The following is a 13,334-nucleotide window of genomic DNA, read 5'->3' as shown; positions in this document are numbered from 1 at the left end:
GATTTCAACAATCGTGTTCATGTTTATTCGTGCGGTAGTTTATGAGAGTTCGGTAGAGGGCATCGCTGTCGCTAGAATGCCGTGTGAGAGATGCGTGAGAAGAAAACATGGCAAGTCTTTCTTGATGGTCTTTTATCCGTTCAATCTCACGGCGAAACCAGTTGCGCCATGTGGCTTGCCAATCTACTTTTAGCGCCTCTTTGCCGCTTTTTGCATGCCAGTAATCACGAAATTTCTTTTCTTGCCAACGCGCTTGCTCTTCACTTAAACCTTCTGAAATCGCTGCACCGATGTCTGCTTGCCAATCGCTGGGAAGACGTTGCCCTTTGGGGAGCATTGACCGGCTTTTGGTTTGGCCACTAGAGCCGGAAAACTTTGCTTGCTCGCCGATAAAATCAGCACAGTGCTTGGTGCCCTCTTGCTCTGGAGGCGCCGTAAGAGAACAAGCTTGTGTGGATGTCTGTGTGGACGTGCATCCAGAACATAGGTCTGTGCAGGTTGTCTCATGCCCTTTCTCTTCTCCTGTTTGCGTCAAAAAAGAGGGCTTTTCTGAAACACCGTAAGGTGTTTCCTTTTCTTTAACCTTCTGAGATTCTGAGTTACGTTTATCATCTCTTGCTCTCTCGTTGAGCAGTTGTTGAATCTCAGCATTGATTTTCTTGCGTTTTTTTGCCGAAGAACGACCCGCAAAAGATTTTTGTTCAAGCAATTTCGCTCGCTCATAAAATACATTTTCGCACCGCTTATTCCATAAACCATGCGCTAAATTTAAAATCTTGCCCTCTCGCACAAGCATTTCTAAAACATTTACAAAAGTGCGCTTGTCACAACCGCAAAGGCGCGCTAAACGTTCTATCGATAACTCTAGAGGACGACCACGTGCGTACATTTCGTTGAGAAGAATCGTATAAATTCCAATTTCATGTGCTCGCATCCCACGAACACCTCCTAGAAAATCATTCTGATACCAACAAACATAAGGAAGTGTACACGATTCATAATATGGATTTTCTTGTTGATTGGCGTGTTGCATACTTCAATCCACTTTCTTCTTTTTTATATATTTTTGTTCACAACAAAACCAAAACAATGTTCTTGTGCAGTTGTTGATGTGCGATTAAAGTTTTTACCCTTTAGTGCAGTGTGTTACGGGTTTGTTGCGGTTGTTCTGTTAGAGAACGTGCTCTTGAAAGGTTTTTGTGCACTCTAACAGCGTGTTGTGCATTTTCGGGTGCATGCTTACAGTTTGAGATTGTATGGATGACAAAGGATAAACAGTACAAAACTTGAGAGACGCACGGCCTTTCGGGGGGCGCCTTTTCACATCCTTTGGGGTGGGAAAGTGTTCTTTTGACCCGAAAATGAGCTCTTACCCCCCTAAAAAATTAAAATTTGTTTCCTTAATTTTATCCTTTTTAGAGGATAATGCAAGTCTGTTTTATAAAAAAGGACGTGTTTTTTTTAAAAGACGCGCTATATGGTGAAACTATGTATATTAATGGTTGGCGTCAAAGACTCGCAGCAGCACTCGAAAAAAGTGGCCGCTCTAAAAGATCTATTTCCCTCGCAGCCGGTAAAGGTGCGGGGTATCTTCATTCTATCCTCGTTGAAGGAAAAGAACCAACAATTGAATCTTTAGCGCGCGTTTGTCATGAAATTAATATCAGTATGAATTATATTCTCTATGGACAGGGAGCTAGTCCTGAAGATAAAGAATTCCTCGATCTCATTTCAAAGCTCTCTCCTCAGGAGAGGCAAGCGATTTTGACTCTTTTGCGGCGGCCATCCGATGAAGCATCAGAATAAGTTCTTTCTGTGTTTTTAAATCAAGAGTGCGCCAGTACTTTATCAGTTCTAAATCACTCATTTTAGCTCTCCTGTCTGTTTGTGGTTGCGTTGAGTAAGAACAAATAGAGAACAATACAAGGACATGAGGTGAGCAAAATAAGGCAAACTTTTGTTCACACATGCCGTTTGGAACGTCGTATAGACTAAAAATATATCTTTTATTAAGGATAAAATAATTTGACATCTCTCCCATAGAGGATATAAGACTAACGCTATATTTGTTTATGTCAAGACAAAGCTTTGCTTTATTAACTTACAAAGGGGGGAAATCATGAAAAATATTGCATTCGTTAAAGAGGACGAAATTATCGTACTTCTCTGTGAAGATGAAAGTTGTGATGCTCTTGAAGGACCAATCGAACAAGTCGAAGAAGTGCTCGAATTTATTGATGAGAAAGAAACTGTTCACAGAATCTTACGTCTTGATCTTACAACACTGCATGCTGATGATGTGAGTGAACAAATCGCTGATGCATACGTCCTCAATTATGAAATTGACGAACAAAATACCCAACTGCAGCCATTCATTCTCAATAGTGATGCTTATCATGCTTGTTTAGATAAAAAAGTCGCGCACGAGTATGACGATAATCTCTATGGTTCTTACGAAAAACAGCATCGTTTGCGCCCATGTGACGTTTTGAACGATTACTGGTGGTAAAGATCATGGCACGTTATTTGAAGACTTTTTATCAGGGATTTCCACTTTACTACGCCGGGAATGCTCAAAATAAAATCAGACTCGAGCCGCAAAAACACAACGCTGTTCTTTTCATATCGCAAAAGGCCGCAGAGTGTGTGGCAAAAAATTTGGCAGAAAAATATCTGCGAAATGATTTTTTCGTTGTGCAACAGCGTGATTGAAAATCTTTTGTTATGGTAGCTCAGAATAAAAAAGCCCTTAGAATTCTTCAGATCGAAGATGCGGCTAGCTGAAAATTTTTCAGGCTGAAAGTCCTTTGGAATGAAAGTGCTTCGGATCGATGATTTTGCGGATCGAAGATTCTGCAAGGCGAAGGTTCTTTAGATCGGAGGTTCTACGGGTCGGAGGTTCTGTGAGGTTTCATGGCAAAACAGAAAAGTTGTTTGCTTCACTTGGGAGGCTAAGTGAGGCAAGCAAGGGGGAAGTGTCGTGCGCTTATCGGGGATGTGGGCATTTATTGAGGGGAGGATCATGATTAGTCAATGAAGTGGGGATGTAGATTTAGAGGTCTTCTGTGACTTGGTTGATGGCTCCTTAAGATAGGCATGAAAGATGCTCAAAGTGCTTTATGACTGAGGTGTTTTGGGAAAAGCCGCATCGGGTTGATGGGGAAGGCAGAGATTGTGAGGTTAGCGGCAAAAGAGCAAGCTCTTCAGGCTGAAGTTCCTTTGGGTCGAAGGATTCTGCGGGGTCAGAGGTTCTGTGAGGTTTCATGGCAAAACAGAAAAGTTGTTTGCCTCACTTGGGAGGCTAAGTGAGGCAAGCAAGGGGGAAGTGTCGTGCGCTTATCGGGGATGTGGGCATTTATTGAGGGGAGGATCATGATTAGTCAATGAAGTGGGGATGTAGATTTAGAGGTCTTCTGTGACTTGGTTGATGGCTCCTTAAGATAGGCTGCAAAATGCTCAAAGTGCTTTATGACTGAGGTGTTTTGGGAAAAGCTGCATCGGGTTGATGGGGAAGGCAGAGATTGTGAGGTTAGCGGCAAAAGAGCAAGCTCTTCAGGCTGAAAATCCTTTGGGTCGAAGGATTCTACGGGTCAGAGGTTCTGTGAGGTTTCATGGCAAAACAGAAAAGTTGTTTGCTTCACTTGGGAGGCTAAGTGAGGCAAGCAAGGGGGAAGTGTCGTGCGCTTATCGGGGATGTGGGCATTTATTGAGGGGAGGATCATGATTAGTCAATGAAGTGGGGATGTAGATTTAGAGGTCTTCTGTGACTTGGTTGATGGCTCCTTAAGATAGGCTGCAAAATGCTCAAAGTGCTTTATGACTGAGGTGTTTTGGGAAAAGCTGCATCGGGTTGATGGGGAAGGCAGAGATTGTGAGGTTAGCGGCAAAAGAGCAAGCTCTTCAGGCTGAAGTTCCTTCGGATCGAAGATTCAGATCGGAGGTTCTACGGGTCGAAGGTTCTTGAGGCTCTTACAGCTGTATAGAGAAGTTGCTTGGTTTTTTGGGGGGAGTGTCTAGGTGGGGTAGACAAGGGGGGAAGTGTTTATACTGGAAAGAGGTGTAGTGTGTCTATGGGGATGCGGGGTTTGCAGGGGATAGACAGTGCGCCCATGGGGATGTGGGCGCGTATCCATGGGGGTGGGAGCATAGCGCACAATGTTGCAAAAGTATGGAAATAGCAGATGAGCTTCGAAAGAGGTGCTGCTTTATAGAAAAGGCTTCTTCAAGCCTTTTCAAAAAGTGAAGGTGCTTTAAATATTAGGGGGAATAATATGCCAATTATTATCGATTGTATTCAAGGAACAGAGCAATGGTATCAAGCACGCAATGGCTTGATTACGGCGTCTTTATTTGAAATGGTGATGGCACAAAAAAAACAGGGGCAAAAAACCTCAAAATATCATGCTGTTATGAGGAAACTCGCGGGAGAAAGAATCACCGGAAAAACCGTCGAAGAGGCGACAACGCTTTCTATGCGCCGCGGTACAGAATTGGAACCAACTGCACGCAAGCTGTATGCTACACTCACGCATACCGAACCTCAGTCGGTTGGTTTCGTTCTGGCCGATGATCGCATGAAAGGGTTTTCTCCCGATGCTTTTATTGGAACAAATGGACTCTTGGAAATTAAAACCAAAAAACCTGAAATCCTGATTCCGTATTTCACACAAAAAAGTTTTCCTGCAGAGCATAAAGCGCAATGTCAGGGAGGATTATGGATCGCTCAACGCGAATGGATCGATTTGATGCTCTATTGGCCTGATATGCCGCTTCTGATTAAACGTGCTTATCGTGATGAAGCTTATATTCGTAAACTGGAAAGTGAGATTAACCGTTTTAATGAAGCTTTAGAAATGATGGTGCAACAAATTCAGTGTGTCAAAACAGCAGAAGGTGTGAGAATCCAAAATACTTCGGAGGAGGGTACAAGTAGGAGGCTTGTGAGGGGAGGATGCTTTGGGGGAAGAGTATCAACGGGATGCGTGTGAGGGGGAGAAGGCTTAGGGGGAAGAGTATCAACGGGATGCGTGTGAGGGGGAGGAGGCTTTGAGGGGAGAGTATCAACGGGATGCGTGTGAGGGGGAGGAGGCTTTGAGGGGAGAGTATCAACGGGATGCGTGTGTGAGGGGAGGAGGCTTTTGGGGAAGAGTATCAACGGGGTACGTGTGTGAGGGGAGGAGGCTTTGAGGGGAGAGTGTCAGCGGGGTACGTGTGTAAGGGGAAGCACTCTTAGGGGAAAGAGTGTCAGCGGGGTACGTGTGGGGGGGAGGATCCTTTGGGGGAGAGTATCAGCGGGATGCGTGTGGGGGGGGAGTATGCTTTGGGGGAAGAGTGTCAGCGGGGTACGTGTGTGAGGGGAAGGAGGCTTAGGGGAAGAGTGTCAGCGGGGTACGTGTGTGAGGGGGAGGATGCTTTGGGGGAAGAGTATCAACGGGATGCGTGTGAGGGAGGATGCTTAGGGGGAAGAGTATCAACGGGATGCGTGTGAGGGGGAGGATGCTTTGGGGGAAGAGTATCAACGGGATGCGTGTGAGGGAGGATGCTTAGGGGGAAGAGTGTCAGCGGGATGCGTGTGAGGGGGAGGATGCTTTGAGGGGAGAGTATCAGCGGGGTGTGTTGAGGGGGAGGAGGCTTTTGGGGAAGAGTATCAACGGGATGCGTGTGTGAGGGGAAGGAGGCTTTTGGGGAAGAGTATCAACGGGATGCGTGTGGGGGAGGATGCTTAGGGGGAAGAGTATCAGCGGGGTACGTGTGTGAGGGGAAGGAGGCTTTTGGGGAAGAGTATCAACGGGATGCGTGTGGGGGGGGAGAAGGCTTTTGGGGAAAAAGGCGAAAAAAGCTCAAGCAGAGACAGAAAAAAGGTGGATGAGTACAGTGCTTAAAATTCACAGAAAAGACTGAAACAAAAGTTTAGAAGTTCGTAAGAGCGTTCCTAGATTGTGCGCAAGAAGACTGCTCAACAATGGTGCTGTAAACGCACTCTTTTTTTCTTCCCTTAGCATACTTTACGATATCATTTAAGAGCGTTTTCTATCACTTTTCTTTTTAATGAATTGTTTTTCTTACATTTTATTTCTGGTATCTGTCGTTTTGATCTCAGATAAGAATGTTCCAAATACAACGTAAAAGGTGGTTTTACAGGTTGTTTCATTTTCTCTTATTTTCAATAACCCATTGAAAAAAAAGGAACCTGTATCGCAATGGTGCTGCGAGAGAGGATTGAACTCTCGACCTCTCCCTTACCAAGGGAGTGCTCTACCACTGAGCTACCGCAGCATTTTCTTAGTCGCTATGCTGCCTTGTGCCATATTGTCATGAAATAGGCAAGAGAGCATTTATGCATTCTTGAAAGAAAACACGTCTTGTGTCATGACATATATTCTTTCTTTCTATAACCTTTATATAACAGCAGTGGGTTGCTTAAAAATGCTCAAGACTACGCAAAAGGCTGCGCAATGACACAAATGCATCAAAACCAAAAGCAAGAAAAAATGAATCACCAAGAACAAAAAGAAAAACAGCGCCAGGAAAGGTTGGCGCAACAATTGCGTCAAAACTTAAAACGTCGAAAAGAGCAAAGTCGAAAAAGGGCGCAAAAAGAATTCTAAAAAGAATGCCCTTTACGGCTTCTTTGCAACCAAACTTCTTCATGATTCGTTCTAAAGTTTGGAATTCGTTCTAAAACCATAACAAACAATAAATTCCCAAGAGGGCAAAAGCTTTCGAAGGGGAAACGCAAAGCAAAAGAGGGAAAGTTCTATGGATTCTATTGAAATTGTTGGGGGAAAAAAACTTAAAGGTATCATTCCTATCTCAGGGGCAAAAAATGCTGCATTGCCTCTTATGATTGCTGCTTTGCTTACAGAAGAAACCCTTTCTTTAGACAATATCCCCCATCTTGCTGATATCGAACTGCTCATTCGTATCCTCAATAATCACGGTGTCGGATATGCTGTCGATGGGCAAAAAAACCATACCGAATGTGTTCATTCAAGAACAATTCATTTTACGGCACAAAAAATAACCACAACATATGCACCATACGATCTCGTTCGAAAAATGCGCGCAAGCTTTTGGGTCATCGGCCCACTGCTCGCACGATGCCGAGAGGCCTATGTTTCACTGCCAGGAGGATGCGCTATCGGAACAAGACCCGTTGATTTTATCCTCGAGGGGCTCAAAACTTTAGGCGCACGTATTACTATCGAAAATGGATATGTCCATGCTAAGGTCCCAAAAGGATTAAAAGGTGCGCACTATCGTTTTCCTAAAGTCACTGTCGGCGGAACACATGTTATGATCATGGCTGCTGTAACCGCAAATGGAAAAACCGTCCTCGAAAATGCTGCTTGTGAACCTGAAGTGACAAACCTTGTTCAAGCCCTTAATGCAATGGGCGCAAAAATAACCGGTGAAGGAACAACAATTCTTACCATCGAAGGCGTTCAAAAACTTAACGGAGCAAGAATATCTGTCATCCCTGACCGAATTGAAGCCGGAACTTATGCAATGGCTGTTGCTATGACTGGGGGGGATGTGATGCTCAAAAATGCTAACCCTCACCATCTTACACAAGTGCTTGAGATCCTCCAAAAAACTGGACTTGATATCGAAATCAAACCTCAAGGAATTCATCTTAAAAGAAATTTACGCCAAACAAAAATAATGCCCGTTGATATTAAAACAGGTCCTTATCCGGCTTTTCCAACGGATCTCCAAGCCCAATTCATGGCTCTGATGACCCGCGCTCAGGGAATCTCTCATATTACCGAAACAATTTTCGAAAATCGCTTTATGCATGTGCAGGAACTCAATCGTTTGGGTGCGCAAATAAAGCTCGATGGTCAGACGGCAACCGTCTTTGGAACAGAGCACCTACAAGGTGCGCCGGTAATGGCAACCGATTTGCGTGCTTCTGTCTCTCTTGTGATTGCTGCACTCGCTGCAAAGGGAAAAACGACCGTTAATCGCGTGTATCATCTTGATCGTGGGTTTGAAAGGTTGGAAGAAAAATTAGCACGCTGTGGGGCTACCATTCAACGCATCACAGTATAATTTCCTCTCTACTCTCTTCACCCCCCTTCGGGGGGTAGAGGGTTCTCCTTGTTTAGGTGTCGTTTCTTCAAGCTCTCTCTCCTACTTTCGATGACTTTTCTTCTAAAGAATTTATTTCTCGAAGAAGGTCGCTCCAATAAGCGTTTTCCCCAATAAGTATGCTTCAGCGAGGCTTTCCTTCGAAGATGAGGCAGCCTTTTAAGCAAGCTTTTAAGCAAGGTTATTGCGGTGGATGATCATCCGTCAGATTTCCACCTTTAAAAACGGTGTTCAAGAAAGAGAAACTCGAAAAGAAAGCTTCTTAAAAGGAGGGGCTCAGGAGTCTGCGTAAAAGGGGCTTTCTTACCCCAAATATGTCTCATATGCCTTGAAAAGGTGGCTCTTTTTAAAAAGATTCTCTGAAGAAAAGTTCCAAAAGCTGCCTTCATCCCCATCACTCCCTTCAGGGGATCAAGGGTATATTTTTGTTCCAGTATAGTTTCTTCAAGCTCTCTGTCCTTTGACGAAACACTGCCCCTCGAAGGGGTGATCCTTCAAAGAGGACTAACCTTTGAAGGTGAAGCAGCCAAAAAGAGTGCTTCTTTAGACAGTTTTTTTATGAAATGTTTTTTTGTTACCTCTGTTGGAGAATTGGAACGAAAACTCCTTCGAGTATAGGGGCTTTAGAAAGGCTTTTTCAAAAGGACTCTCTTCAGCGCTCTCTTGCTTTTGGGCATCTCTTTCTGTGTCTCCTTGTCTTTGGGAGAAATTTCCTTTCGGAATTTGTGCTTTTTGAACAACCTCTTCAAGGAGAATCTTGGGAAAAAAATTCTTTCTAGCAGAGCATTTCGGGGAATGAAGCTTTTCAGGAGTGTTTCCTTTGAAGGGCGCTCTTTTGATGAGGATTTTCCGTATCCCATCCCATTATGGTTTTAAAGGCGTTTTGTACTAAGGAGGAAAAGCTGGCATGAAAGATATGTGGTAATTCATTGTTTTTAATTATTTCTCAAATTGGATTTAGAGAGTAAAAAATCAAAAAAAGACCTAAAATTACAAAAGTTAGAATTTAATGGCAAAAAAGGAGAGAAGGTTGCGGAAAGTCTTTTAAGATTAAAAAAAAGTCTTCTCAAATTTCGTTTGAAAGACCTTTAAAAAATACACTCCTATAAAATTTGCTGACAAGTTACGATTATCTGCAAGAAAAAAATCTTCGAGGAAGTTTCTTTGTATGAGAAAGCTGAGATCCTGTAAATGAAACTTCTTGGGGTGTTTTCTTGCTTTAGGGTCTCTTCTTACCTTGTGAAGAGACTTTGGAGACTTAGTTCCTTGAGAGATAGCTTCTTTGCGGCAACGTTTTTTGAAGGATCACCCCTTCGAGGGGCAGTGTTTCGTCAAAGGACAGAGAGCTTGAAGAAACTATACTGGAACAAAAATATACCCTTGATCCCCTGAAGGGAGTGATGGGGATGAAGGCAGCTTTTGGAACTTTTCTTCAGAGAATCTTTTTACGAGGAGCCACCTTTTCAAGGCATATGAGACATATTGTGGAGGTGAGAAAGCCCCTTTTACGCAGACTCCTGAGCCCCTCCTTTTAAGAAGCTTTCTTTTCGAGTTTCTCTTTCTTGAACACCGTTTTTAAAGGTGGAAATCTGACGGATGATCATCCACCGCAATAACCTTGCTTAAAAGCTTGCTTAAAAGGCTGCCTCATCTTCAAGGGAAGGCCTCACTGGAGCACGCTTATTGGGGAAAACGCTTATTAGAGCGACCTTCTTCGAGGGAAAGTGCTTAATCAAAGAAGAGAGCTTAAAGAAACTGCACTAAGACAGGGGGATAATCCCAAACCCCTGAAAGGGGATGAAGGGGGCTCTTTGAGGGATAATTTCTTCGAGGGGCAGTGTTTAGTCAAAGGGGGAAAGAGTTTGAAAAAACTACACAGGACAGGGACAACCCCGAACCCTTAAAAGGGGCGAAGAGGGTGATGGAAATAATGGGGGGGTTACCAAAAATCTGGACTTGCAGGTTTCAAATGCGGACCAATCCGTACCGGTGAGACCTTTTCTGCTAAACCTGTTTTCTCTGAAATCTCAACCGCTAAACCGCAAAGCGTTGCAGGACCTCGCGCTGGCTCATAACGGTCTTGCTTCTTCTTATAAAGAAAACGGTGTAATGGTTCTTCCTTATCCATTCCAAGAGACGAATTATAATCTCCGCACATTCCCGCATCCGATAAATAAGCAGTGCCACCTTCTAAAATTTGCGCATCAGCTGTTGGAGTGTGCGTATGGGTGCCTACAATAACGCTGACACGACCATCAAGAAAATGAGCAAAACATTGCTTCTCACTCGTCGTTTCTGCGTGAAAGTCAAAAATAATCGCATCTGCTTGTTCTTGCAAAGAGCACGCCAGAAGAATCTTCTCAGCTATTTCAAAGGGATCATCAACTTTGCACGGCATAAAAATACGTCCTAAAAGATTCACAACAAGAACACGTGCTCCGTTCTTTGCTGTAAAAACGCCTGAACCTCTTCCTGGTGTCTCCTTAGAAAAATTGGCTGGACGTAAAAAACGATCATTCTCATGCATATAGCGTATTATTTCTCTGCGTGCAAAAGCATGATTCCCTGTGGTTACAACATCAGCACCTGCCATTAAAAGATCTTGATAAGTCTCTTGCGTGATCCCAAAACCACCAGAAGCGTTTTCGCCATTCACAACAACAAAATCAAGTTGCCATTTTTTAACAAGCCCTGGAAGCTTTGCAAAAACAGCGTTACAGCCCGTTTCTCCAACAATGTCACCTAAAAATAAAAAACGCATGAGCGTTTTAATCATATTTTAACGTTTTAAGAAACCTTTTTCTGTAAAAATTCCCTCTACTATTAGATCATGTTCTGTATGGGGAATGGAGGAAACTTCCTGACATGAAAAGCCTAAGCCCAATAGAGCAATTTGATGCCCTTGTTTTTGAAGAATTTCAACAGCGCGATCATAGTAGCCTCCTCCATAACCAAGACGGTGACATTGGCTATCAAACGCTGAAAGAGGCACAAGAATAACGCTTGGAATAACAACTGTATTTTCTGCACCAGGACCCAATGTGCCAAAGTGCATAGGTTCTAAAACTGTGCTTTGTGAAAATGTACGAAAAACCATGGTCGTGGAATCAAGCACTGCCGGTAATGCTAAATTTCCACCACGTACTCTTATGCAATCGAATAAAGGACGTGGGTCGATTTCTGATTTGATTGGCCAATAACCCGCTAGAATCATACGGGAAAAATCTTCCCCTCTTTGTTCAAGGACATGCATTAGATGAGAACAGGCTTGCTGCGAAAAAACATCGCGCTCTTGTGCTGAGAGTGCATCGCGTTTGGATAAGCCGCTCTTGCGTAACTGTGCGCGAACCGATGAGAGAGATTGCGTGGTTTTTGTGTCTTGGGTCATTCTTTCGTCAATCATTTCATAAAGGGTGATAAAGCATTCCATAAAGGGTGAAAAGGTACAATAAATCAGCTACTCTAAGGAGAGCTCTCACAAATCTTTTAAAAAGATCAGAGTGATTTTTTCCCCACCAAAAGGATGATAGCATCTTGCTGTATTTGTGCAAGCAAGTGGTGATCCACAACAACCGATGGAAAAAGTTGATCCCTGGGAACCTATATAAATAGGTGGGCGCCCTATGAAAAAGCCCACGAGCTTAATCGAGGGTAGCTTCAAAGGATGATAGCATCTTGTTGTATTTGTGCAAGCAAGTGGTGATCCACAACAACCGATGGAAAAAGTTGATCCCTGGGAACCTATATAAATAGGTGGGCGCCCTATGAAAAAGCCCACGAGCTTAATCGAGGGTAGCTTCAAAGGATGATAGCATCTTGCTGCATTTGTGTAAGCAAGTGGTGATCCACAACAACCGATGGAAAAAGTTGATCCCTGGGAACCTATGTAAATAGGTGGGTGCTCTATGAAAAAGCCCACGAGCTTAATCGAGGGTAGCTTCAAAGGATGATAGCATCTTGCTGTATTTGTGCAAGCAAGTGGTGATCCACAACGACCGATGGAAAAAATTGATCCCTGGGAACCTATATAAATAGGTGGGCGCCCTATGAAAAAGCCCACGAGCTTAATCGAGGGTAGCTTCAAAGGATGATAGCATCTTGTTGTATTTGTGCAAGCAAGTGGTGATCCACAACAACCGATGGAAAAAGTTGATCCCTGGGAACCTATATAAATAGGTGGGCGCCCTATGAAAAAGCCCACGAGCTTAATCGAGGGTAGCTTCAAAGGATGATAGCATCTTGTTGTATTTGTGCAAGCAAGTGGTGATCCACAACAACCGATGGGAAAAGTTGATCCCTGGGAACCTATATAAATAGGTGGGCGCCCTATGAAAAAGCCCACGAGCTTAATCGAGGGTAGCTTCAAAGGATGATAGCATCTTGTTGCATTTGTGCAAGCAAGTGGTGATCCACAACAACCGATGGAAAAAGTTGATCCCTGGGAACCTATATAAATAGGTGGGCGCCATATGAAAAAGCCCACGAGCTTAATCAGGGACAGCTCCCTTGGAAATCACTAAGGTCTCAGGAATATGTTATTTCCTGTCGAGAGGCGCAGAACACCATTTTCATTATAAAACAGTTTGAAATCTTCGGCTAGAGAGAAAATGACCTTGCATGCAATTCTTTTCTTATACTTTCTTTGCCATTATTTTTTCAAAATGGAAATCAAAGAGTGAATACTTAGAATGCATTGATAAAAGTCTCATCCATAGCATGATCCTTGGCTAAAAAACACAGCATATGTAACCTCTTATTGGAAATTAAAAGAAGTAGGGTGAGAGAAGATTGTAGTCTTTAAGAAGTCTTACATTGCTTATTAAACACGCAGTTGAATCTATTCCATTTAAGAGTCAATTGTATAATGTGCGCTCTTTTGTGCGAGCCTGACCTAAGAGTGGACTTTCTTTTATATTTGAAGCTTTAAGGGTTAATATCGTTATGCAACTGTATCGTAAGGGTAAGGTTGTTAAAGATTTATGAAACAAACTTTTGAATGGCACACAGTCGTCTCTATTTATCCTTCGTGCCGTAAAATATTGTCCATCATAACCAATGATATGAGGCACATTAAAGCTTACATCTCAAGTATTTGCTGTTGTTTGGGTGTTTTGACGAATGGAGAAAAATGCTCATTCAAATTTTGGCTACAGAAGTAGAAGCTGCACTTGCACGTATTTTGGAGCGGACCAAAAAATTTGAAAGGTGGAGAGTTTCTTATTATAAAAAGCGGATTTTAA

The 13,334-nt window shown here is 43.3% G+C and carries 9 protein-coding genes, 1 tRNA gene and 1 other RNA gene; 5 read left to right on the top strand and 6 right to left on the bottom strand.

Annotated features, from left to right (window positions below):
* Positions 1-4 precede the first annotated feature (4 nt).
* On the bottom strand, positions 5-1,033 hold the full coding sequence (locus AYT27_RS07445; protein ID WP_041583404.1) for a YdaU family protein: 1,029 nt from the start codon (positions 1,031-1,033) through the stop codon (positions 5-7).
* Between the two features lie 455 nt (positions 1,034-1,488).
* Between AYT27_RS07445 and AYT27_RS07440 the strand changes: the two genes are divergently transcribed.
* The 4 genes from AYT27_RS07440 (at position 1,489) to AYT27_RS07415 (ending at position 4,988) form a co-directional block, all read left to right on the top strand.
* Complete coding sequence (locus AYT27_RS07440) at positions 1,489-1,806, top strand: hypothetical protein (protein WP_011181221.1); 318 nt, start codon at positions 1,489-1,491, stop codon at positions 1,804-1,806.
* A gap of 313 nt (positions 1,807-2,119) precedes the next feature.
* The gene (locus AYT27_RS07435; RefSeq protein ID WP_011181220.1) at positions 2,120-2,509 is read left to right on the top strand and encodes a hypothetical protein; all 390 of its coding nucleotides are present in this window, start codon (positions 2,120-2,122) and stop codon (positions 2,507-2,509) included.
* 5 nt (positions 2,510-2,514) lie between these two features.
* Entirely contained in the window at positions 2,515-2,712 is a 198-nt protein-coding gene (locus tag AYT27_RS07430) for a hypothetical protein (RefSeq protein WP_011181219.1), read from the top strand.
* A gap of 1,559 nt (positions 2,713-4,271) precedes the next feature.
* Entirely contained in the window at positions 4,272-4,988 is a 717-nt protein-coding gene (locus tag AYT27_RS07415; protein WP_011181218.1) for a lambda exonuclease family protein, read from the top strand.
* A 1,213-nt stretch (positions 4,989-6,201) separates the two neighbouring features.
* Here AYT27_RS07415 and AYT27_RS07400 read toward each other — a convergent pair.
* A tRNA-Thr gene (locus AYT27_RS07400) sits at positions 6,202-6,276 on the bottom strand.
* Positions 6,277-6,420: 144 nt separating this feature from the next.
* The gene (locus tag AYT27_RS08965) at positions 6,421-6,651 is read right to left on the bottom strand and encodes a hypothetical protein (protein ID WP_162097321.1); all 231 of its coding nucleotides are present in this window, start codon (positions 6,649-6,651) and stop codon (positions 6,421-6,423) included.
* Positions 6,652-6,759: 108 nt separating this feature from the next.
* Between AYT27_RS08965 and murA the strand changes: the two genes are divergently transcribed.
* Positions 6,760-8,055, top strand: coding sequence for a UDP-N-acetylglucosamine 1-carboxyvinyltransferase (murA, locus tag AYT27_RS07395; protein WP_011181216.1), 1,296 nt, complete (start codon positions 6,760-6,762; stop codon positions 8,053-8,055).
* Between the two features lie 1,978 nt (positions 8,056-10,033).
* Here murA and AYT27_RS07380 read toward each other — a convergent pair.
* The 3 genes from AYT27_RS07380 to ssrS all read right to left on the bottom strand — a co-directional run bounded on the left by AYT27_RS07380 (position 10,034) and on the right by ssrS (position 12,658).
* A complete protein-coding gene (locus tag AYT27_RS07380) occupies positions 10,034-10,855 on the bottom strand; it encodes a TIGR00282 family metallophosphoesterase (RefSeq protein WP_011181215.1) in 822 nt (273 codons plus the stop codon).
* Positions 10,856-10,873: 18 nt separating this feature from the next.
* Complete coding sequence (locus AYT27_RS07375; RefSeq protein WP_034448520.1) at positions 10,874-11,482, bottom strand: 5-formyltetrahydrofolate cyclo-ligase; 609 nt, start codon at positions 11,480-11,482, stop codon at positions 10,874-10,876.
* A 1,014-nt stretch (positions 11,483-12,496) separates the two neighbouring features.
* A non-coding RNA gene (gene ssrS, locus AYT27_RS07370) (6S RNA) lies at positions 12,497-12,658 on the bottom strand.
* Positions 12,659-13,334: the final 676 nt, after the last annotated feature.

Source organism: Bartonella henselae str. Houston-1 (assembly GCF_000046705.1).
Classification (GTDB): Bacteria; Pseudomonadota; Alphaproteobacteria; order Rhizobiales; family Rhizobiaceae; genus Bartonella; species Bartonella henselae.
This window is presented reverse-complemented; position numbering and strand designations above follow the sequence as displayed.